This window comes from Streptomyces sp. BE303, assembly GCF_036290945.1.
Lineage (GTDB): Bacteria > Actinomycetota > Actinomycetes > Streptomycetales > Streptomycetaceae > Kitasatospora.
The window spans coordinates 1-21,027 of sequence record NZ_JAQYWZ010000275.1; the positions used below are offsets into that span (position 1 = coordinate 1).

A 21,027-nucleotide genomic window follows, 5' to 3' on the forward strand; every position below is an offset into this window, starting at 1 on the left:
AGCATTCGCCGGAGTCAGAACCAACGGACCGAACACCGGCGAAGCAGGCAACTGATACCCGGGCGGGGCAGCCGTCTCACGCCAGTAATACGTGCCGACCTCCACCGTCCGAGAACACAGACCATTCGCACCCGTCGTACATGCCGCACCCACCTGCGTGTCCGGATTCACCCCCGACGTCTGCAGACCCGGAACACCGTTCGTCTCCTCCCACAGATCGAACACACCACCCGCCAACGGCGCCGCCGTATTCGCATCCGTCTTCAACACCCGCACCTCACCCGTCACCGGAGGAGTGCCGCAGGCGGGAAGGTCGCCGTTGAAGGGCCAGGCGTGGAACTCCTGGCCGCCGCCTCCGGTGGCCAGGCTGGTGTGGTTGAGGGTGCCGGCGGTGAAGAACCGGCCGTTGACGCCCGCGAGGGTCACGGTGGTCACCGAGGCCTGCTCGCCGATCAGGAAGCTGCCCTGGAACTGGCCGGTGCCGCCCAGGCTGACGACGGAGGCGTCGGGGAAGTTCCACAGCAGGTGGTCGCGGTAGGCGTTGAGCGGGTCGTCGGTGTCGTTGATGCCGCCGCTGAAGGTGTTCAGGGCCCGGGTGGCGCCGAGCACGTTGACCAGGATCGTGGCGCCCGTGGGGATGTTCGCGAAGACGATGCCCTGCTGGCCGCCGGTCGGGCCGGTGAGGTTGAAGTCGACGTTGAACACCTGGAGCGCCGAGCTGCCGTCCCCGGTGAACAGGGTCTGCCCGCCCTCGTTGACGGCGGTGCCGGTCGGGGTCCGGGGCGTGCCTCCGACCCGGGCGTAGCAGTCGGACGCGGAGGTGAGCTGGTCCCGCAGGCCGCTGTAGGGCTGTACGGCGTTGGGGTCGGTGACCAGGGTGCCGGTCACGGTGCCGGTGACGGGGCCGGCGTGCCGGACGACACCGCCCTCGGCGACCAGGGTCTGACCGGGGACGACGGTGACGCCGCCGCCGGTGGTGAGGAAGTCCGCGCCGTCCGGCGGGGGCACCCGGGAGCCGACGCCGGCGATGCCGACGTTGTAGATCGAGCTGACCCCCACCTCCTTGGCCTGGCTGAAGTTGTTGAGGACGACGACGCGTCCCTCGGCCTCGGCGGCGCGGCCGGTCACCAGGAAGTCTCCGCCGACGAAGACGTTGATGCCGTTGTCCCGACCGGCGAACGGGCCGTTGTTGATCGAGCTCGGGTAGGGGTTCGGGCAGTCGCCCGGGACGCACGGCCCCAAGCCGCCGGGGAGCGGGGCCGCCACGGCCGTGACCGCCCCGGGGCCGAGGGCGAGCACCGGGACGAGGGCCGAGATGACGGTACAGGGGACGGCGAGTGCTCCGGCGCGTCTGCGGACGCGGGAGAGCAGTCGGTTGAAGGAAGCCATAGTCGTAGCGTCCGGCAGCAGCGCGGATCGGGTCACCGGTGAGGTGGCCGTCTACGCTGATGCGGTGACCAGCCGCACCCTTACAGTCCAACCGTCACCCGGGCGGCGGGCACGCGCGGGGAGCGTGGAGCGTCCGCACCGGACGACCTGTCAGCCGGCCGGAACCGCCCGGTCCGCGGACCGGCCCGCGGCCCGCCCTGCGGACCGGCTCCGCTCAGGCGGACTCGTCCCACGGCGAGGGGGCGCGGTTGCCGGTCCCGTCGCAGGTGCGGCAGATCTCGTCGCGGTAGGCGTGCTTGGCGCCACCGGCGTCGACCCGGTAGCGGACGTAGACGCCGGTCCCGTCGCAGAGGAAGCAGTTCCCGCCGCCGCCGCCCACCTCGGTGGTGCCGGTGCCCTGGCAGGTCCGACAGCTGAGGCCGGCGGTGCGGCCGGTGCCCGCGCAGATGCGGCAGACCGTGGTCATCGTCTTCCTCCCGGGTCGGAACCAAGGTCATGCTAGGCCCTGCGCTCCCCCGGAAACCCCGGACCGTCGGCTTCGGCCTGCTTTCGCCGGGGCCCTCGGCACTGTTCACCGCCCGTTCATCCGGCGCGGAGGGACGCCCCTGCCCGACCCCGAGGCCCGGCGGCACCCGGCGACACCCTGGTCCGACGGGTCAGCCCGACAGGCCCTCGCGGACGCGGCGGGAGACGGCGATCTGCTGGAGGTCGAGCATGCCAGGGGGGTCGGCGAGGCCGGGACCGCCGGCCTGCACCCACTCGGCTATCTCCTCGATCATGTCGTCGGCCAGGACCCAGCCGAGCCAGACCGGCCGCCCCCCGGCCGCGCGGCCCTCGCTCGACGGGCCGACCACCACGACGTTCGAATGCGCGCACGTGTCGAGGCACTTGACGGCCCGGACCCGGCCCGATGCCCCGACGGCCGTGCGCAGCCGCTCGTACTGGCCGGTGTGGTCGATGCCCGGGTGCTTCTGCTCGGTGCCGCAGCAGCAGCCCCGGCAGACGGTGACGGTCACGGGGGAGGCCGGGCCCTGCCGGCCGGTGTGCTCGCGGTCTCGGCGGCTCATGGTGTCTCAGCTCTCCTCACGGCGCGGGGCCTCGTGGTGCGGGCCTCGTCGTGCGGGGCCTCGTTCTCCAGGGCCCGCCGCCACGCCCGTTCGCGCAGCAGCCGCAGGCCGTTGAGGCCGACGACCACGGTGGAGCCCTCGTGCCCGGCGACGCCGAGCGGCAGGGGCAGCGTACCTGCCAGGTCCCAGACGACCAGGAGGGTGATGCACGCACCGGCGATCACCAGGTTCTGCACCACGAGCGTGCGGGCCCGCCGGGAGAGTGCCACCACGGCGGGGAGGGCGGTCAGCTCGTCGCGGACGACGACCGCGTCGGCGGTCTCCAGGGCGAGGTCGGAGCCGGCCCGGCCCATCGCCACCCCGCTGTGCGCGGCGGCCAGGGCGGGGGCGTCGTTGACGCCGTCGCCGACCATCAGGACCTTCCGGCCGGCGTCGGCCAGCGCGCGGACGGCGGCGACCTTCTCCTGCGGCAGCAGCCCGCCCCGGACGTCGGTCAGCCCGACCTCGCGGGCCAGGTGGCGGGCGGCGCGCGGGTTGTCGCCGGTGAGCAGCACGGGCGGGCGGCCGGTCAGCGCGGTCAGGGCCCGGACGGCGGCGGCGGCCTGTTCGCGCGGGCGGTCGGCGAGGCCGAGGACGCCGACGGGTTCGCCGTCGCGGAGCACCAGGACGGCGGTGCGGCCCGCGGCCTCCAGGGCGACGACCTCGGGGTGTTCCCGGTAGGGGCCGGGGGCGCCCACGGCGACCACCGCGCCGTCCACGACCGCCCGCACCCCGACGCCCGGGGTGGCGGTGAAGTCGGTGGCCGGCGGGACGCCGGTACCGCGTTCACGGGCGGCGGCGACGACGGCGCGGGCGAGCGGGTGCTCGCTGGGGTGCTCGGCGGCGGCGGCGAGTGCCAGCAGGCCGTGTTCGGTGACGCCGCCGAACGGGCGGACTTCGGTGACCCGGGGCGTGCCCTCGGTGAGGGTGCCGGTCTTGTCCAGGGCGACGGCGTCGACCTGGCCGAGTCGTTCCATGACGACCGCGGACTTGACCAGGACGCCGTGCCGGCCGGCGTTGGCGATCGCGGAGAGCAGGGGCGGCATGGTGGCGAGCACCACGGCGCACGGCGAGGCGACGATCATGAAGGTCATGGCGCGCAGCAACGTGCCGGAGAGGTCCGCGCCGAGGGCGAGCGGGACGGCGAACAGCAGCAGGGTGGCGGCCACCAGGCCGGCGGCGTAGCGCTGTTCGACCTTCTCGATGAAGAGCTGGGTGGGTGCCTTGGTCTCGGACGCCTCGGTGACCATGGCGACGATCCGGGCGATCACGGTGTCGGCGGCGTCGCGTTCGACCCGGATGCGCAGCGCGCCGGCGCCGTTGAGGGTGCCCGCGTAGACCTCGTCCCCGGCGGCCTTGGGGGCGGGGAGCGGTTCGCCGGTGATGGTGGCCTGGTCGACGTCGCTCGCGCCGTCGAGGACGCGGCCGTCGGCGCCGATCCGCTCGCCGGGGCGGACCAGCACGGTGTCGCCGACGGCGAGTTCGGTCGTGGGGACGGTTTCCTCGGTGCCGCCCCAGGGGCCGGTCACGGCGCCGTGGCCGTCCTCGCGCAGCCGGGTGGCGGTGGCGGGGGCGAGGTCGAGCAGGCCGCGGACCGAGTCGGCGGTGCGGGCGGTGGCCAGGGCCTCCAGGGCGCCGCTGGTGGCGAAGATGACGATCAGCAGGGCGCCGTCCAGGACCTCGCCGACGGCGGCGGCGCCGAGGGCGGCGACCACCATCAGCAGGTCGACGTCGAGGGTCCGCTCGCGCAGTGCGCGCAGTCCGGCCAGGGCCGGCTCCCACCCGCCGGCGAGGTACGCGACGGCGTACAGCGCGCCGTACGCCCAGCCGGGGCCACCGGGCAGCTGGACGGCGAGCGCGGCCAGGAAGGCGACGAGGCTCGCCGTCGCCCAGCGCGCCTCGGGCAGCGCGAGCACGCGGGTGCGGTGCGGCGCCGGTGCGGCGGGCGGGGCGGCGGTGGGCGGGCGGGTGAGCACGGTGGCGGGCATGGGCGTCACGATACAGGAACACATGAACACACCTTCATGTGTTCATATGGACGGCCGGCCCGCCCGAGGACCCGCCCCGTAGGATTCAGCCATGGGACACTCAGCCGCCGAGAACGCCGTGCCGCAGATGCGCCTGGACGCGTCCAACGCGGCCAAGGTGGCCAGTACGCTCCAGGCCCTCGCCACCCCCTCGCGCCTGCTGATACTCGCCCAACTCCGCGAGGGCCCCCGGGCCGCCACCGAACTCGCCGACGCCGTCGGCATGGAGCAGTCCGCCTGCTCCCACCAGCTCCGCCTGCTCCGCAACCTCGGCCTGGTGGTCGGCGAACGGCGCGGCCGCTCGGTCGTCTACTCGCTCCACGACGAGCACGTCGCCGCCCTCCTCGACCAGGCCGTCTACCACGTCGACCACCTCCGCCTCGGCCTCACCGACGACCGCTGAGACCCCCGGAGGCCGCCGCACCGCGCCGCCCGCCGCGCCACCGCCACCTTCACCGGGGGGACTCCTCCGCGCGGTCCTGGGCCGCGAGGACGGCGTCACCGTGCCGGGACCCCCAGACGCCCAGGGTCTCCAGGGCGGGCAGGAGGGTACGGCCGAGCGGCGTGAGCGCGTACTCGACGCGGGGCGGGGACTCGGGGTAACTGCGCCTCTCCACAAGGCCGTTGTGTTCCAGCCGACGCAGCGTCTCGGTGAGCACCTTGGCGCTGATGCCGCCGATCCGGGTGCGCAGCGCGCCGGGGCGCCTGGGTGCGTCGCGCAGCGCCCAGAGCACCACCGGGCTCCAGGTGTTGCCGAGCAGGTCGAAGGCCGCCCGGGCCCGGCAGTCGGCCAGGTAGGTCTGGCCCGGAATCTCGTCCACCGCTCCCCCAGAGTTCGTCGGTCACGCACCGATCGGTAACCGACGGCGCTCCTAGTGTCATCCCGAATCGACCGAACGGGGCCGAACAGGCCGGACGGACAGGAGACTTCGCATGCGGATCGGCATCATCGGGGCGGGGAACATGGCGCGGGCGCTCGGCGGGCAGTGGGCCCGGGCCGGGCACGAGGTGGTGTTCGGCGCACGGTCGGCGGCGCGGGCCGCCGAGGCGGCGCAGAGCGCGGGTGCGCGGGCGTGGGTGGTGGCCGGCCCGGCCGCGGCGGCGGAGTTCGGCGAGGTGGTGCTGCTCGCCGTCCCGGCCGACGCGGTGGAGGCGGTGGTCGCGGCGGCGGCCCCGCCGGCCGGGCGGGTGCTGGTCGACTGCACCAACCCGATCGCCCCCGGCCCGATCGGTCTCCACCTCACCACCGCCGGCGGCCCGTCGATGGCCGAACGGATCGCCGCCGCCGCTCCCGGCACCCACGTGGTGAAGGCGTTCAACGCCTGCCACGAGAGCGTCTGGCGGCTCACGCCGCCGGTGTTCGACGGCCGCCCGCTCGCCGTGCCGCTCTGCGGGGACGACCCGGGGGCGCTCGCCCTGGTCGGCCGCCTCACCGCCGACCTCGGTGCGACGCCGGTGACGGCCGGCCCGCTGGCCCGTGCCGGGCTGCTGGAGGCCGCCACCGCGTTCGCCATCGGCCTCTGGTTCGCCGGTCACGACGCGCAGGCCGTCCTGCCGCCGCGGCAGTACTCGGGCGTGCCCGCCGCCTGACGCGGGGCCGGGGCGGCCCCGGCGGCGGCACGGCCACCGCCGTCACACCGCACACCGCCGTCAGGCCACCGCCGCTGCGCCGCCGTCCCCGCTACGCCGCCGCCACTACCCCGTCGCCTCCGCCGCGGCGCGCCCGGCGGCGCGGCCGGAGAAGAGGCAGCCCCCGAGGAAGGTGCCCTCCAGGGAGCGGTAGCCGTGGACGCCGCCGCCACCGAAGCCGGCCGCCTCACCCGCGGCGTAGACGCCGTCGAGTACCGAGCCGTCCGCCCGCAGGACACGCGACGAGAGGTCGGTCTCCAGCCCCCCGAGGGACTTCCGGGTGAGGATGCTCAGCCGGACGGCGATCAGCGGGGCGGCGTCCGGGTCGAGGATGCGGTGCGGGGCGGCGGTGCGGATGAGCTTGTCGCCGAGGTAGCGGCGGGCCCCGTGGATGGCGGTGACCTGGAGGTCCTTGGCGAAGGGGTTGGCGATCTGGCGGTCGCGGGCCTCGACGACGCGGCGCAGTTCGGCCGCGTCGATCAGCTGGGCGCGCGCCTTGGCGTTCATCGCGCGGGCGAGGTCGTGGAGGTTGCCGGCGACGACGAAGTCCGGCCCGTGGTCGAGGTGGGCCCGGACGGGGCCGGGGGCACCGGGGAGGGCGCGGGCGAGGACGCCCCGCACGGACCGGCCGGTGAGGTCGGGGTTCTGCTCGGAGCCGGAGAGGGTGAACTCCTTCTCGATGATCCGGCGGTTGAGCACGAACCAGGTGTGGTCGTGCCCGGTGGTGCGGATGTGTTCGAGCGTGCCCAGGGTGTCGAAGCCGGGGAAGAGCGGGACGGGCAGCCGGCGGCCGAGGGCGTCGAGCCAGAGCGAGGACGGACCGGGCAGGATGCGGATGCCGTGCCTGGCCCAGACCGGGTCCCAGTTGGCGATGCCCTCGGTGTAGTGCCACATCCGGTCGCCGTTGATCAGGTGGCCCCCCGCCTCGCCGGCGATGCCCAGCATCAGCCCGTCGACGTGGGCGGGGACGCCGGAGAGCATCCGGTCGGGCGGGGTGCCGAGCCGGGCCGGCCAGGACCTGCGGACCAGCTCGTGGTTGCCGCCGATGCCGCCGGAGGTGACGATCACGGCCTGGGCACGCAGCTCGAAGTGGCCGGCGACCTCCCGCGAGCTGGCCTCGCCCCGGGCCGCGCCGCTCGGGACGAGCACCTCGCCGGTCACCGTGTCGACGGCGCCGGCGCTCCCGGACAGGCCCGTGACCCGGTGGCGGAACCGGAGGTCGACGAGTCCGCGCGCGGCGGCGGCACGGACCCGGCGGACGAACGGTTCGAGCAGTCCGGGGCCGGTGCCCCAGGTGATGTGGAAACGGGGGACGGAGTTTCCGGGACCGTCGGCGAGCTGTCCGCCGCGCTCGGCCCAGCCGACCACGGGGAAGAACCGGACACCCATCGCGTGCAGCCAGGCCCGCTTCTCGCCGGACGCGAAGTCGACGTAGGCCTCGGCCCAGCGGCGCGGCCAGGCGTCCTCGGGGCGGTCGAACCCGGCGGTGCCGAGCCAGTCCTGCCGGGCGAGGGCGGGCGAGTCGCGGATCCGCATGCGGCGCTGCTCGGGCGAGTCGACCAGGAAGAGCCCGCCGAAGGACCAGTGCGCCTGGCCGCCGAACGAGGCCGCGGGTTCCTGGTCGAGCAGGATCACCTTCCGTCCGGCGTCGGCGAGTTCGGCGGTCGCGGCGAGGCCCGCGAGTCCGGCTCCGATGACGATGACGTCGGCGTCCAGGGCCATGCGGGCTCCTCCATCGGTGCTCCGGCCGTGCGCGGTGCTGTTGCCCGCGGGCGGTGCGGGTGCGCCCGATACTGCGGCCTGCGGCGGGGCCCGTCAACAGGTCGGCGGCCTGCGGGGGCCGCGACGAACGGCGGCGTGAATTCCGCTCCACCCCGTTTCGGAAATACCTTCGATACGCCGTGGAGCGAAATTCGAAATACCTCTGACGGATTTTCGGGTGTTTCCGCGCAAACCATGGACGAATACGAAACCCGGAAGTAACTTACCTTCCAGTAGCTGTGGCCAGGCTCGCACGACCCCCCACCCCACCCGTTTCTCTCCCCCAGGAGGAACCGTGCTCCGCCCTGCCCGGAACCGCCGCACGACCCGTACCTCCCGGAAGCCCGCGCTGCTCGGCGCCGCCGCACTGGGCGCGGCCCTCGCCCTGACCACGACCGGCGCGCAGGCCGCGGCCCCCGCGCCCCGGCACTACGTCGCGCTCGGCGACTCGTACGCCGCCGGCGCCGGCGTTCCGGGCCAGTCGGCCGGGCTCTGCCTGCGCTCCGACCGCAACTACGGCCACCTGGTCGCCGCCGCCCTGCGCGCCGGCGCGTACACCGACGTCACCTGCGCGGCGGCCAAGGTGAAGGCGATGACGCAGCCGCAGTACGACGCCTTCATCCGGGTCAACGACCCGCAGCTGAACGCGGTGACCGCCGACACGGACCTGGTCACTCTCGGGATCGGCGGCAACGACCTGGGCGTCACCGACCTCGGGATCGGCGAGGTGGTCGGCGCCTGCATCGCGGGCGCGGTGGTCAACCCGCTCGGCACGCCGTGCAAGGACCTCTACCACCACGGCCACTGGGACTGGTCCAGCTGGTCCTGGCAGTACGGCAACGACGACCTCGCCGACCGGGTCGCCGCGGCGGCCCCGCAGGTCGCGGACACCCTGAAGCGCATCCGCGCCAAGGCCCCGAAGGCCCGGATCCTGGTGGTCGGCTACCCGTCCGTGCTGCCCGCCGACGGGGCGGACTGCGTGCTCCGCCAGCCCATCGCCCCGCGCGACATCCCGTACCTGAACGGCGTGCTCGGCAAGCTCAACGCCATGCTGGCGGCCACCTCCGCCGCCAACGGCGCCACCTTCGTGGACACCGCCACGCCGACCGCCGGACACGACGTCTGCTCGGACGACCGCTGGGTCGAGGGCGCGCTGCCCGGCTCCCCGGCCGTCCCGTTCCACCCGAACGCCACCGGCGAGCGCGTCATGGCCGACGCCGTCCTCAACGCCCTCAAGTAGGGCCGGGGGAAGCCGACTTCACGCCGCCCACGGGGCGGGAAACCCCGAGGGGGCGGTGACCGGGATCCCGGTCACCGCCCCCTCGGCCGTCCTGCGGAGCACTGCGGAGCGGACCCGCGGCGCACCCGCGGCGGACCGCGGTGAACCCCGCCGGCCGGTCACGGCCTGATGCGGACCACCTGCGGGTCGTGGTCGCTCGCCTGCTGCGCGAACTCGGCGTTGATGTGCACGATGTCGTACTTCGCGTAGCCGACCTCGGGGCTGACCAGGATGTGGTCCAGCACCTGCGAGTTGCCCTGGTAGACGTACGAGTACTGCTCCTTCTCCGGCAGCTCGTTCACCAGCGAGCGCAGCACGCCGTCCTTGGTGAGGGCGGCCAGCGCGGGCGAGAACTGGTAGTCGTTGAAGTCACCGAGCGAGACCACCTTGGCCTCCTTGTCGGCGGCCAGCAGCTTGGCGACGAAGGTCTGCTCGACGGTGGCCTGCTTGATCCGCTGCACCTCGGAGGAGCGGGTCGGGGCCTGGAAGCGGCTGTCGATGCCCTGGTCGCCGCCCTTGCTGTTGAAGTGGTTGGCGATGACGAAGACCTTCTTGCCGCGGAAGGAGAACTGCCCCGCCAGCGGCTTGCGGCTGCTCGCCCAGGCCTCGTCGGCCGGGGCGATCCGGCCGGGCGAGGCGGTCAGCGCGGCGCCGGCGCCGGTGCCCGCGACGTCGACGGCGGTGGTGGCGGTGCCGCCGGGGATGTCGGTGAAGGAGACCCGCAGCGGGTTGAAGAGGAAGACCTGGCGGATGTTGCCGCCGGGCTCGCCGCCGTCCTTGCCGTCCTCCGGGTCGACCGAGCGCCAGTCGTACGCCGGGCCGCCGGCCGCCTTGACCGCGGCGACGAACCTGGCGACGGTCGCGCTCGCGTCGACCGTGCCGTCGTTCTTGGCGCCGTTGTTGTCCTGGATCTCCTCCAGGGCGAGGATGTCGGGCGAGCGCAGGTTGGTGACCACGGCCTGGGCCAGCTCGGCGAACTTGGCGTCGGGGTTGGTGGCGGCCAGGTTCTCCACGTTGTAGGTGGCGATGGAGAGCTCGCGGTCGGCGGCCGGGGTGGTCACCTCGCGCTGGAGGTGGTTGTCCTGGAGCGCGCCGAGGGTGCCGGCGACGAGGGTGTAGCCGCCGAACGAGTTGTAGTCCAGCGGGCCGGTGGTCTCGCCGGTCAGCACGTCGCCGACGTTGGCGACCGGGAACGGCTGCTGGGCGACCGGCGCCTGCTGCTGCACCATCAGGCGGCCGACGTTCGGCTCGTCGTAGGACTCGTAGAGGACGCCGCCGCGCTTGCTGCGCTGGTCCTGCTTGTCCGCCGCGACCCAGAGCTCGTTGTACTTGTCGGTCGCCTGGATCACCCGGACGTCCTTGACCTGGACGAGCATGCCCTCCAGCGACTCGTAGAAGTCGAGGGTGTACTTCTCGGGGTTCAGGGCGACCCCGTTGACGGTGCCGTCGGCGCCGGCCTGCGGGCTGTAGGTGCCGGGGATGTTGCGGGTGTCCACCACGACCGGCGCGGGCAGCGCGTTGCCGGAGGAGAGCACGGTGACGGCCGGGTTCGTCAGCTGGGTGAGCGACTGCGACCCGCCGTTGAAGTTCGGGTAGTACTCCGTCACCTTGCCGGTGACCAGCACCGAGTCGCCGACCTTGACGGTCGGGTTCGCGGAGCCGGTGTAGACGAAGACGGCCTCGCTGGTGGCCGGGTCGGCGTCCGCGGTCGGGTCCTGGATCCAGAAGCCCTTGGAGCCGTACGCGCGCACGCCGGTGACGATGCCGGGCACGCCGGCGACGGTCTTGCCGGTGCGGTCCGACAGGCGGGTGGTGCCCTGGATGTCGTGAATCCGGACGGTGCCCGGCTCGGTCGGACCGGTCGGGGTGCTGCCCTCGGCGACCTCGCCCTTGGTGTTGGTCGGCGTCGGGGCGCCGGCCGCGAGGTCGGCCGCGTTGTCGTCGGTGTCGGCGAGGCCGGTCCGGCGGGCCACCGAGGCGCTGTTGGAGGCGCCGGCCACCGAGGCCGAACCCTCGTGGACCACGGCGGTGCCGAAGCCGACCAGGTCGCGCACCCGCGGGTCGGCGGCGCAGTCGGCGGCGGTCTTGCAGGTCAGCGGGTCGGTGCCGCGGACGAGCGCGACGGTGCCGCTGGTGCCGGAGAGCGCGAGCGAGCCGGCCGCGTCCGGGGTGGGCAGGTCGACGGTGCCCGCCGCGCCGGCCGCCTCGGCCACCAGGTAGCGCCCGCCGGGGGCGATCGCACCGGTCAGCGGGGTGACGCCCCACTGGGAGTTGGCGCCGGGCGTGCCGGATATGTACTGGACGCTCCAACCGTCCAGGCCGAAGGCGGCGCCGCCCTTGTTGGCCAGCTCGACGAAGTCGTTCTTCAGCGTGGCACCCGAGTTGCCGCCGCCGCCGTACACCTCGGCGATCACCGCGTCGGCCGAGGGCGCGGCCACGGCGGACGGCAGCGGGACGAGCACCAGCGAGGCGGCCAGGCCGGCCGGGAGGAGCGTGGCGCGGAGCAGCGCGCGGCGCGAGCGGGGAGCGGTGGGCGTGGTCACCGGGACGGGACTCCTAGCTCTGCCGGGCGCGCGGCGGCGCGGCACGGCAGTCGGGGGTGGCAGGTGGCCGGGCGGCGTGGGACCGGCCGGACCGTGAGGGTGGGTCAGTCGGGCGCACATCGCGCGCCCCCGCTACCCGCGTAGAAATTCGTGCGGAAGTCGGTGGGCGCCCCCGCAGCGCCCAAAGATACGCGCGTAGAAAATGACCCGACAAGACCCCGGAGGTTAACTTCTCCGGTACGCCGAGGAATTGCCACCCCGAAGCTGTGACCCCCGCTACACGCGGCCCCGCCGGGCTGACCGGCCGGCGGGCCCGGCCGGCTACAGCCAGCCCCGCTGAGCCGCCTTCAGCCCCGCCTCGAACCGGCTCGCCGCCGCCAGCCGGTCCATCAGCGCGGCCATCTGCCGGCGGACCGTCCGCACCGAGACGCCCAGCCGCTTGGCCGCCGCGTCGTCGGTGAGCCCGGTGGAGAGCAGCCGCAGCAGCTCGCGCTCACCGGCGCTCAGGCCGGTGCCGACGTCGTCGGGGCGGTCGTCGCCGAGCGGGAGGGCCGTCTCCCAGGTCTGCTCGAAGAGCGCGACCAGCGAGGCGACGATGCCCGGTTCCTCGGTGCACAGGGCGCCGGCCCGGGTGTTCTCCGGGTCGATCGGCACCACGGCGGTGGTCCCGTCGAAGACCAGCATCCGGGGCGGCAGCACCGGCGCGGTGCGTACCCGGCCGCCCAGGGCGGTCATCCACCGGGCGTAGGCGAAGGTCTCCGGGTCGTTGCGGACACTGTCCTGGTAGACGGTGCGCAGGACGACCCCGCGCCGCAGGGCGTCCTCGTCGAGCGGACGGGACGCGGCCAGACTCGCGGGGGACTGCGCGCCGCCGGGCATCACGGCCAGGCACTCACCGGTGAGCCGGGCGGTCAGCACCTCCAGCTTGGCCTGGATCGCGTCGAGGCCGACCAGCCGCTCCCCGCCGTCCACCAGGGTGGCCGAGCGGAGCGTCGCGTACTCGGCGACGGCCCGCGCGACGGCGGCCTTGGACACGGCCAGCTCCTGCTGGCGGCGGGCGAGTTCCTCCTCCTGGCGGCGGAGCAGGAGCTCCAGCCCGCGCTCCGGGCTGACCGGCCAGAGCGTGCCCGGGCGCTCGCGGGAGGCGCGCAGCAGGGTGAGGTCGGCGAGCCGGTCGAGGGCGGCGCGGACGGCGGGTTCCGGGAGCCGGACCCGCACGCAGAGTTCGACCACCCCGCCCTCCGGGTCCGCCAGCATCTCGCGGTACACGGCCTCTGCGGTGCTGTCCAGGCCCAGCAGTTCCAACACGTCAACGACCCCTGAATCATCACATCAGCGCAAATGGACATCCGGACGGTCCGCCGGATCCAGATCCTTCCGCCGGTACCCCGCACCCACAAGGCACGATCCGGTCAGGCGAGCAAAACGGGACCGTCCGGTCCGCTTTCCGATCGGTCGACCGTCGCGCCGGGCCGCAGCCCCCGCCCCGACCGCCGCCCGGACCCCGCCCGGACCCCCGCCCCGGCCCCTTCCCCTACAGCCGGCACACCGGTCGACCGACCGGCGTTGCAGCAAGCTGCCTGTCCGGTTGTTGCCCGCCGCTCCCCCTCCCGCCACCGGCCCCGCACCCGGGAGGATTCACCCTGCACCGCCGTCACCCCCGAGCGACACCGCCCCGAGCAACGAAGCCCCGAGCAACCACGCCCCGAGCGGCCAGGACCCGAGCCCACACGCCCTGCACCACACTCCCGAACGACCGTGCACAGAACAGGAATCGTCGTGCCGAAGACCGTCCGGCTGCTCGCCGTCGCCGCCCTCGCGCTCACCCTCGCCACCGCCGCCCCCGCCTTCGCGGACCCGTCCGCCCAGCCCGTCGCCGTCACCGCGACCGCACCCGGCGGGCCCGGCATCGGCTGGGACGGACCGTCGTCCTCCGGGCCCATCGGCTGGGACGTCACGCCCGCCGGCACCCCGGGCATCGGCTGGGACTGACCGGCCGGTGATCCCCGTCCACCTGACCCTCCTGGACGTCTCCGCCGCGCCACCGGGCGAGGCCGGACCGGCGGACGTCAGGGCTGCCCTGTGGGCGAACGCCGGCCCGGGCGACGGCCTGGAGCACGTGCGCGCCCGCGCGGTACCGGGGGGCGTCGGCCTGGTCCTGTTCGTCCGCGCCCCCGACCACCCGGTGGCCGAGCTCCGGGCTCAGACCCTGCTCGACCGGGCGCTGGCGGGCGGCCCCGCCCGCCGTTTCGCGGTGGCCGCCCGGTTGTAGGGCCCTGCCCCCGGCGCGACCGGGCCGGGCCGCGCGGACCGTGGAGCCGGTGCGGCGGCAGGGTGACAGGACGGTCCGTCGAGCCGCCGACGCCCCCGCGGACGGTCTGCGCCGGACGCCGTGCGCGGCCTGCCGCCGGCCCCGCCCCTCCTGCGGCTCGAGCCCCGCACGAGCCCCGTCCGGGCCGACGCCCCGTGCGGTTCGGCCCCGGGTCCGGACGCTTCCCGTGGACGCACCGCGCGGTTCCTGACCATCCGTCCACATTTCGTTCACCCGCCACCCCTTCGCAATTCTGGCCGATTCATGCCCATGGCTTGACCGGCTCATTACTGGCACATGCACGCCAATCCGCCCAATCCCGTGCGCGGCCCGGGACCGTCGAGGAGTTCCGGGCCCTCCCCGGGCGACCCCCGCCCGGCCCCGCCCGCCAACAGGAAGGCCGGCCCGGGGGCGCACCCCCGGGCCGGCCGCCTTCCCACGCGGCGCCCTACTCCGCGGCCTTGTCCCCGGCCGCGACGAGCCCCGCCGACCACTTCTCCTCGACGTTGCCGAACTTCCAGTAGGCGACGGCCGCCACCCACGTGAGCACGAAGAGTCCGACGATGGCGTACCCGACGAAGTCGAGGTCCAGCCCGGCGATCCAGGCGACCGGCCCGCTGGTGACGTCCAGCTTCTCGCCGAGCAGACCGATCAGCTCGATCGAGCCGATGACCAGGGCGACCAGCACCGAGAGCCCGGTGACCGTCAGGTTGTAGTAGATCTTCCGGACCGGCCGGGAGAACGCCCACTCGTAGGCGAAGTTCATGAACGAGCCGTCGATGGTGTCCAGCAGGCTCATGCCCGCCGCGAACAGGACCGGCAGTACCAGCAGCGCGTACCAGGGCAGCTGGAACGCCGCCGCGCCGCCCGCCAGCACCAGCAGCGAGACCTCGGTGGCGGTGTCGAAGCCCAGACCGAACAGCAGGCCGACCGGATACATGTGCCACGGCTTGGTGACGGCCCTGGTCACCCGGCCGAGGACGCGGTTCATCAGCCCGCGCTTCTCCAGCTGGGCCTCCAGTTCGGCCTCGTCGAACTCGCCCTCGCGCATCTTGCGGAACACCTTGAGGATGCCGTTGAAGGCCCCCAGGTTGATCAGGCCGAGCAGGAGCAGGAAGGTCCCGGAGACGGCCACGCCGATCAGGCCGGTCGCCTCGTGCAGGCCGGAGTCATCCGACTCCACCTGCCCGGCGAGCGACTTGATGCCGAAGGCGAGCAGCGCACAGAGCCCGAAGACGATCGACGAGTGGCCCAGCGAGAACCAGAAGCCGACCGAGAGCGGCCGTTTGCCCTGGCCCATCAGCTTGCGGGTGGTGTTGTCGATGGCGGCGATGTGGTCCGCGTCGAAGGCGTGCCGCATACCGAGGGTGTACGCGGTGAGTCCCATCCCCGCACCGAACACCTGGCCGCCGACGTCGTAGTGCTCGGGCGCGATGACCGCGAGCAGGGTGAACCACCCGATCACGTGCAGCGCGAGGATGAACCCGCCCATGCCTGCCAGTCGGATCCACTCCTCACGGGTGAGTCTGTCGCGCCAACGGGGGGCGGTCATCGGTACGTCCTGTCGTGTGGGGGGCGGAAAGCTGGGCCATCTTTCCCCCCTGCGGGAAGCAGGTGCAAGTCATGTGCAAGGACGAGACGCTCGCCGACCGCTCCCTCCGTACCCGACGCCGCCGCCGGGCACGGCTGGACGCGGTGCGGCCGGGCCCGGACCCGCTCACCGGGCGCGCGCCCGCTTCCTCCCCTACCGTCGGAGTACCGACGCCGCGGCGCGGGCACGGTCGGCCGGGCCTGCCCGTGCCTCCCGGCCCCCGCCGTCCGGCCCGCCGACCGGGACTCGATGGGAGCGGCCATGCCCTCGTACCCCTACCGCACCACCCGCGAGGACCTGCGCGTCCCCCTCCCCGACGGCACCGAGCTCTTCGCCCGCGTCCGACGCCCGGTGACCGACGAACCCGTCCCCGTCGTGCTGGAGTACTCCACCGGCCGCCTCACCGACTGGACCGCCACCGAGGACGCCCGCCGCCACCCCTGGTTCGCCGGCCACGGCTACGCCGCCGTCCGGGCCGACGCCCGCGGCCACGGCAACTCCGGCGGCCTGGCGACGTCCGATCCGGACGACGGGGCCGCCGACGGCGAGGAGCTGGTCCGTGCGCTCGCCGGGCAGCCGTGGTGCAGCGGACGGGTCGGCCTGCTCGGCACCGGCGCCGCCGGCGACGTCGCGCTGCGCCTCGCCGCCCGCGCTCCCGACGCCGTCCACGCCGTGGTCGTGGCCTGCCCCGAGGGCCCGCACCGCCTCGGCGGCGCCGTCCTCGCCGCCGACGGGCACGCCCGCGCCACGACCCACCTCGCCGACGCGGCCCGCCCACCGGACCCGCAGTACGTCGGCGACGGCTGGCGGGCGATGTGGCTGGCCCGGCTGGAGGCCCTCGAACCGCCGCTCGCGGGCTGGCTGGCCGCCCCGCCCGACGCCCCGGTCGCGGCCGCCGCCCCCACCCTCGCCGTCGCCGGCTGGTCCGACCCGTCCGCCTCCCGCCTGCTGGACCTGCTCGCGTCCGCCGGTACCGTCCCCGTCCGCACCGTCCTCGGCCCCTGGTCCCACGGCCTGCCCGACGAGATCCTCCCCGAGGCGCTCCGCTGGTACGACCACTGGCTCCGGGACACCGACACCGGGGTCCTCGCCGTGCCCGCCCTGCGCAGCTGGCTCTCCACCCGCTGGGCCGCCGACGGCGCCTGGCCCTCCCCCGGGGTGCGCGACGTCCACTACGGCCTGGACGGCCCGCTGCGCACCGCCGGCACCGCCTCCGACGACCGCTGGGTGCACGTCCGCTCCCCCCAGCACACCGGGCTCAACGCCGGCGCCTACGTCCAGCCCGGCCGCCCCGCCGAGCAGCCGCCCGACCAGCGCGAGGAGGACGGCCGCTCCGTCTGCTTCGACTCGCGGCCACTGCCCGAACCGGTCGAGCTCCTCGGCACCCCGGTCCTGTCCCTGCGGCTGCGCACCGCGCCGACCGGCGCGACGGTCACCGCCCGCCTCTGCGCCGTCGCCCCCGACGGCACCTCCACGCTGCTCACCCGGGGGGTCCTCACCACCCCGGGGACGGCGGGCTCGGCCAGCTCGGCCGGCTCGGCTGCCTCCAACGGCTCCGTCGGCTCGGCCGTCGAGGTCACCGTCGGCCTCGCCGCCGTCGGGCGCACCGTCCCGCCGGGCCACCGGCTGCGGCTCGCCCTCTCCTCCACCTACTGGCCCTGGCTCTGGCCCGGCCCCGACCCGGCGGGGTTCGAACTGGACCCGTCCCACTCCGGCCTCGGTCTCCCGATCCGCCGCCCCGCCACCGACCCCGACCCGATCACCTTCATCTCCCCCACCCTCCCGCTCCCGCCCCCGCTGCACGTCACCGAGCCGCTCACCGCCCGCCCCGAACGCGTCACCGTGCACGACATCGGCCGCCGCGAGTGGCGCACCGAGCTCTCCCCCGCCACCGACGGCACCCGCACCCACCCCGACGGCCTGGTCCGCGACGAGCACACCGTCGCCGCCTACCGCGTCCTCACCGCCACCCCCCTCAGCGCCCGGGCCCGCGCCGACCGCACCGTCCGGGTGGAGCGCCCCGGCATCGGCTGGGACGCCACCGTCCACGTCCGCACCGAGCTGCGCTGCGACCCCACCCACCTGATCGCCGACACGCACCTGCGGGCGTTGGAGGGCGGGGACGTCGTCTTCAGCAGGGAGTGGCACCAGCGCATCCCGAGGTGACCCGGCCCGGCCCGACGCGGTCCGGGGTCCGGGGTCCGGGGTCCGGCGTCCGGGGTCCGGCGCGGACGGCCGCATCCGGCGCCTGCCGCCCGCGCGGGGCCGGGAATCCCGGGCGGACGGAAGATCGGACGACCCCCGCCCGGCCCGCGGTTGCTGGCAGGATGCACCGGGTGACCTCTACCTCTGCCCCCACCGCCGCCGACTACGGCTGGATCCGCTCCCCTGCCTCGTTCTTCGGCCACCTGATGGACACCGGGTACAGCATGCTGCTGGTGCGTGACGTCCTGCCCGAGCAGGTGCTCGGGGCGATGGGCGGATCGCCGTGGGGCACCTGCCGGGGGTCCGGCGAACTGGGCGACGCACACGCCGAGTTCCTGGAGGAGTGCGGCGACGATCCCGAGTCCGCCCTCGTCGGCGCGTTCTCCGCTCGGGACGCGGACGGCCGCGACTGGGCGGTCGTCCTGGAGCTCGGCAGCGACCTGGGGACACGGCCCGAACTCCTGGCGACGTTCTCCGTCGGCACACGCGCCGTCTCGCACGACAGCAACTCGGGCAAGCCGATGCACTTCTTCCACTGGTACGAGAACGGTGAGCGGCGGACCGGCTTCGAGTACCCCACCCACCGGGACGGCACCACCCCGGACGACCTGAACGACCTGCTGCGCGACCTCGGTCTCGATCCCGACGGCGACAGCGACCCGGCCCTCGACAGCAAGGCGGCGGTCCTGGCGCTCGCCGAACGCCTGACGGGCGTACGGATGACGGAGGAGTTGCTGCGCGACGCCGAGTACCTGGTCGCCGAGGTCCCGGAGGAGCCGGTCGACGAGTAGGCGGGCCCCTCCCCCGGGCGGTGACCGGCGTGGCATTCGAGGCGCGGCCCTCGCGGGAGGGGGTCAAGGAGACGTGCCCTGGCGGGTCTGCCAGGGCACGTCCCGGCAAGGCACCGTCAGGGGCGCAGGCCACGAGCGGGGCGGTACCGGGGATCGCTCTCGTGCTCGTCGTCCGGACGGCGGGGCATCCGCCGAGTGGCGATCACTCCGAGGGCGACGGTGGCGAAGGCGAGGGCGAGGAGCAGCAGGAGGGCGAGACCGACGAACGCGCGGGCGACGCCGGAGTGGCTCAGGAGTCCCACGACGGGGCCGCCGTCCCGTCGTTGTCGTCGGCGTGGTCGTGGTCACGGCTCTTGAGGACGGTGAACACGTCGAGGAGGTTGAGGACGGTGGCGGTCGAGGCGTGGCCGAAGCGGACGAGGACGCGGCCGTCGACCATGCCGGCGGTGGTGGCCGAGGGCCAGACGATGCCCAACGGTCTGCCGCGCTCGTGGAGTTCGGCGAGGAGAGCGGTGACCTCGGGTTCGGTGTAGGTCCGCATCCGGGGGTCGTCCGGTGCGATCGGCGGCTCGGGGCGGGCGCTCACGCGGCGGAGTCCAGCTCGAACCAGATCGACTTGCCCTGCCTGCGGGGGTCGGCGCCGAACCGGTGGGTGAGGGAGCGGACGAGGTGAAGACCGCGCCCGGACACCGCGTAGGGGTCGGCGTACGCCCGCTGCTCGGGGAGGTCCGGGCTGCCGTCGCTGACGGAGACGCGGAGCATGCCGTCGAGGAGGACGACAACGACGAGCGGAGCCGGCGAGCCGCCGTGCTTCCACGCGTTGACGAAGAGTTCGTGGAGCGCCAACTCCGCGTCGGCGACGGTGTCGAGGGGCCACCCGGCGCGCGCCAGGGCCCCGCGCAACTCCTCACGCGCGGCCGACCAGTCAGGGGGGAGTCCAAGGGGAAACACGAAGCGACCTCCGTGGGGGGTGAAGTGGATGCCACCGAGCACCTGATGATCAATCAAACCGATCCGGCCATGGCGCACTCATGACGCCAGCGCACACACCGTCGATCGGCGGTTGCCGAACGTGTGCGGATCGTCACAATGAGCATGGAGCCACGGAGGTCATCTTGGCAACTCGTCTCAGATTTTTGGATAAATCCAAATCGAACACCAACCAAGGCCCCTACAGTGGCAGTTGTCGGTGGCGAACGTGACCGACAGCGGGGCACACTGGTCCGGCGAGGCTCAGAGAGGGCGGGGATGGCCACAGCAACAGGCCCGACGGTTCGACGGAGGCAGCTCGGCGCCGAACTGCGCCGTAGACGCGAGGAAGCCGGCCTCTCGCACGACGAGGTGTCCGAGACCCTGACGGGCATGAGCCAACCCAAGCTCTCCCGCATCGAGAACGGCAGAGGCGCCACCAAGGTCGACGACGTCAAGAAGCTCCTCGCCCTGTACAAGTGCGAGGACAACGACCTGATCTCGGCTCTGGTCGACCTCGCCAGGAACGGCGCACACCGAGGCATGTGGTGGCAGAGCTACGGCGTACACATCGGCCAGGTCCTCGGCGACCTGATCTCGCTTGAGGCAAGCGCTGCATCCGTCCGGACCTACGAGAGCGCCTTCATTCCGGGCCTACTCCAGACCCCCGCCTACGCGCGCGAGATCATCAAGAAGCTCAACATGCGCCCTGACGTCAACGTCGAGGCACTGGTCGACGTCCGCGTAGCCCGCCAAGGCGCCCTCACCCGGGCTGAACCGCTCACGCTCTGGGCGGTCATCCACGAGGCTGCGATCCGTTCCGGAGTCGGCGGCCCGAAGGTCATGGCCGAGCAACTCGGGCGCCTGACCGATCGAGCGGTCCAGCCGAACATCAACATTCAGGTGATGCCGATCGGCGCTCCCGCGCACCACGGTATGGGCGGAGCCTTCACGATCCTCGGATTTCCACAACGGCAGGACCTGGATGTCGCTCTGGTCGAGAGCACATTGAGCAACCTTTGGGTCGAGGGCGCCTCCGAGGTGGAGCAGTACGCGGCGAAGTTCGACGCCATCCGGGCCGACGCCCTCGGCCTGGACGACTCGCTCGCCATCATCACCGAACAGAGAGACAAGGTCACATGACGTCTATCCCGAACTCGGATGCCCTCAAATTGACTTGGCACAAGTCCTCACGAAGCAACGAGTCAACCAACTGTGTCGAGTTCGCTTCCTCCGGCGGATCCGTCTCCTACGTTCGTGACTCGAAGAATCCTTCCGGCCCTGCACTCGTCCTCTCGGCCGCCGCTCACAGCGCGTTCATCGCGGCGGTCTCCGACGGGGAGTTCGACTTCGGCCTCCTCTGACCGCACCACCGCAGCCCACCGGCCCGGCGAACCCTTGGGGCGCCGGGCCTTACCCTTCACCG

The 21,027-nt window shown here is 73.8% G+C and carries 21 protein-coding genes; 9 read left to right on the top strand and 12 right to left on the bottom strand.

The window, feature by feature from the left end:
- The 4 genes from PUR56_RS02015 to PUR56_RS02030 form a co-directional block, all read right to left on the bottom strand.
- Positions 1-1,389: choice-of-anchor A family protein (locus PUR56_RS02015; RefSeq protein WP_329947591.1), on the bottom strand; the 1,389-nt coding region annotated here is incomplete at its 3' end.
- Positions 1,390-1,603: 214 nt separating this feature from the next.
- Positions 1,604-1,855 carry a hypothetical protein gene (locus PUR56_RS02020; RefSeq protein ID WP_329879091.1) on the bottom strand — a complete coding sequence of 84 codons (252 nt, stop codon included), beginning with the start codon at positions 1,853-1,855 and terminating at the stop codon, positions 1,604-1,606.
- 190 nt (positions 1,856-2,045) lie between these two features.
- Positions 2,046-2,456 (bottom strand): (2Fe-2S) ferredoxin domain-containing protein, encoded by a 411-nt coding sequence (locus PUR56_RS02025; RefSeq protein WP_329879092.1) that lies wholly within the window; start codon positions 2,454-2,456, stop codon positions 2,046-2,048.
- Positions 2,453-4,483: a heavy metal translocating P-type ATPase gene (locus PUR56_RS02030; protein WP_329947592.1), complete on the bottom strand. Its 2,031-nt coding sequence runs from the start codon at positions 4,481-4,483 to the stop codon at positions 2,453-2,455. The genes PUR56_RS02025 and PUR56_RS02030 overlap by 4 nt, the downstream gene beginning before the upstream one ends.
- Before the next feature lie 91 nt (positions 4,484-4,574).
- Here PUR56_RS02030 and PUR56_RS02035 point away from each other — a divergent pair, with 91 nt between their 5' ends.
- On the top strand, positions 4,575-4,925 hold the full coding sequence (locus PUR56_RS02035; RefSeq protein WP_329879094.1) for an ArsR/SmtB family transcription factor: 351 nt from the start codon (positions 4,575-4,577) through the stop codon (positions 4,923-4,925).
- Between the two features lie 49 nt (positions 4,926-4,974).
- On the opposite strand, the gene PUR56_RS02040 is transcribed toward PUR56_RS02035, so the two are convergent.
- The gene (locus PUR56_RS02040) at positions 4,975-5,343 is read right to left on the bottom strand and encodes a winged helix-turn-helix transcriptional regulator (RefSeq protein WP_329947593.1); all 369 of its coding nucleotides are present in this window, start codon (positions 5,341-5,343) and stop codon (positions 4,975-4,977) included.
- 112 nt (positions 5,344-5,455) lie between these two features.
- Here PUR56_RS02040 and PUR56_RS02045 point away from each other — a divergent pair, with 112 nt between their 5' ends.
- The gene (locus PUR56_RS02045; RefSeq protein WP_380515475.1) at positions 5,456-6,112 is read left to right on the top strand and encodes an NADPH-dependent F420 reductase; all 657 of its coding nucleotides are present in this window, start codon (positions 5,456-5,458) and stop codon (positions 6,110-6,112) included.
- Between the two features lie 105 nt (positions 6,113-6,217).
- Here PUR56_RS02045 and PUR56_RS02050 read toward each other — a convergent pair whose 3' ends face one another.
- On the bottom strand, positions 6,218-7,873 hold the full coding sequence (locus tag PUR56_RS02050; protein WP_329947594.1) for an FAD-binding dehydrogenase: 1,656 nt from the start codon (positions 7,871-7,873) through the stop codon (positions 6,218-6,220).
- Between the two features lie 334 nt (positions 7,874-8,207).
- Between PUR56_RS02050 and PUR56_RS02055 the strand changes: the two genes are divergently transcribed.
- Complete coding sequence (locus PUR56_RS02055; protein ID WP_329947595.1) at positions 8,208-9,152, top strand: SGNH/GDSL hydrolase family protein; 945 nt, start codon at positions 8,208-8,210, stop codon at positions 9,150-9,152.
- A gap of 158 nt (positions 9,153-9,310) precedes the next feature.
- Here PUR56_RS02055 and PUR56_RS02060 read toward each other — a convergent pair whose 3' ends face one another.
- Together PUR56_RS02060 and PUR56_RS02065 are read right to left on the bottom strand one after the other, a co-directional pair.
- Entirely contained in the window at positions 9,311-11,734 is a 2,424-nt protein-coding gene (locus PUR56_RS02060; RefSeq protein ID WP_443034424.1) for an endonuclease/exonuclease/phosphatase family protein, read from the bottom strand.
- 321 nt (positions 11,735-12,055) lie between these two features.
- A complete protein-coding gene (locus PUR56_RS02065) occupies positions 12,056-13,042 on the bottom strand; it encodes a helix-turn-helix transcriptional regulator (RefSeq protein ID WP_329879098.1) in 987 nt (328 codons plus the stop codon).
- A gap of 471 nt (positions 13,043-13,513) precedes the next feature.
- On the opposite strand from PUR56_RS02065, the gene PUR56_RS02070 reads away from it, so the two are divergent.
- Both PUR56_RS02070 and PUR56_RS02075 read left to right on the top strand, forming a co-directional pair.
- Positions 13,514-13,726 (top strand): hypothetical protein, encoded by a 213-nt coding sequence (locus PUR56_RS02070; protein WP_329947596.1) that lies wholly within the window; start codon positions 13,514-13,516, stop codon positions 13,724-13,726.
- A 7-nt stretch (positions 13,727-13,733) separates the two neighbouring features.
- Positions 13,734-14,006, top strand: coding sequence for a hypothetical protein (locus PUR56_RS02075; protein WP_329947597.1), 273 nt, complete (start codon positions 13,734-13,736; stop codon positions 14,004-14,006).
- A gap of 487 nt (positions 14,007-14,493) precedes the next feature.
- Here PUR56_RS02075 and PUR56_RS02080 read toward each other — a convergent pair whose 3' ends face one another.
- Complete coding sequence (locus tag PUR56_RS02080) at positions 14,494-15,597, bottom strand: HoxN/HupN/NixA family nickel/cobalt transporter (protein WP_329879101.1); 1,104 nt, start codon at positions 15,595-15,597, stop codon at positions 14,494-14,496.
- A gap of 300 nt (positions 15,598-15,897) precedes the next feature.
- Here PUR56_RS02080 and PUR56_RS02085 point away from each other — a divergent pair, with 300 nt between their 5' ends.
- Both PUR56_RS02085 and PUR56_RS02090 read left to right on the top strand, forming a co-directional pair.
- On the top strand, positions 15,898-17,802 hold the full coding sequence (locus PUR56_RS02085; RefSeq protein WP_329947598.1) for a CocE/NonD family hydrolase: 1,905 nt from the start codon (positions 15,898-15,900) through the stop codon (positions 17,800-17,802).
- A gap of 170 nt (positions 17,803-17,972) precedes the next feature.
- Positions 17,973-18,632 carry a DUF6461 domain-containing protein gene (locus PUR56_RS02090; protein WP_329947599.1) on the top strand — a complete coding sequence of 220 codons (660 nt, stop codon included), beginning with the start codon at positions 17,973-17,975 and terminating at the stop codon, positions 18,630-18,632.
- Positions 18,633-18,748: 116 nt separating this feature from the next.
- On the opposite strand, the gene PUR56_RS02095 is transcribed toward PUR56_RS02090, so the two are convergent.
- Genes PUR56_RS02095 through PUR56_RS02105 form a run of 3 tightly spaced genes read right to left on the bottom strand, consistent with a single transcriptional unit; the run spans position 18,749 to position 19,583 of the window.
- Positions 18,749-18,934 carry a hypothetical protein gene (locus tag PUR56_RS02095; RefSeq protein WP_329947600.1) on the bottom strand — a complete coding sequence of 62 codons (186 nt, stop codon included), beginning with the start codon at positions 18,932-18,934 and terminating at the stop codon, positions 18,749-18,751.
- Complete coding sequence (locus PUR56_RS02100) at positions 18,922-19,218, bottom strand: hypothetical protein (protein WP_329947601.1); 297 nt, start codon at positions 19,216-19,218, stop codon at positions 18,922-18,924. The genes PUR56_RS02095 and PUR56_RS02100 overlap by 13 nt, the downstream gene beginning before the upstream one ends.
- Positions 19,215-19,583, bottom strand: a complete 369-nt coding sequence (locus tag PUR56_RS02105; RefSeq protein WP_329947602.1) for an ATP-binding protein — start codon at positions 19,581-19,583, stop codon at positions 19,215-19,217. The genes PUR56_RS02100 and PUR56_RS02105 overlap by 4 nt, the downstream gene beginning before the upstream one ends.
- 297 nt (positions 19,584-19,880) lie before the next feature.
- On the opposite strand from PUR56_RS02105, the gene PUR56_RS02110 reads away from it, so the two are divergent.
- Positions 19,881-20,744 (top strand): helix-turn-helix domain-containing protein, encoded by an 864-nt coding sequence (locus PUR56_RS02110; protein ID WP_329879161.1) that lies wholly within the window; start codon positions 19,881-19,883, stop codon positions 20,742-20,744.
- Positions 20,741-20,965, top strand: coding sequence for a DUF397 domain-containing protein (locus tag PUR56_RS02115; protein WP_329879162.1), 225 nt, complete (start codon positions 20,741-20,743; stop codon positions 20,963-20,965). Before PUR56_RS02110 ends, PUR56_RS02115 begins: the two co-directional genes overlap by 4 nt.
- Positions 20,966-21,027 lie beyond the last annotated feature (62 nt).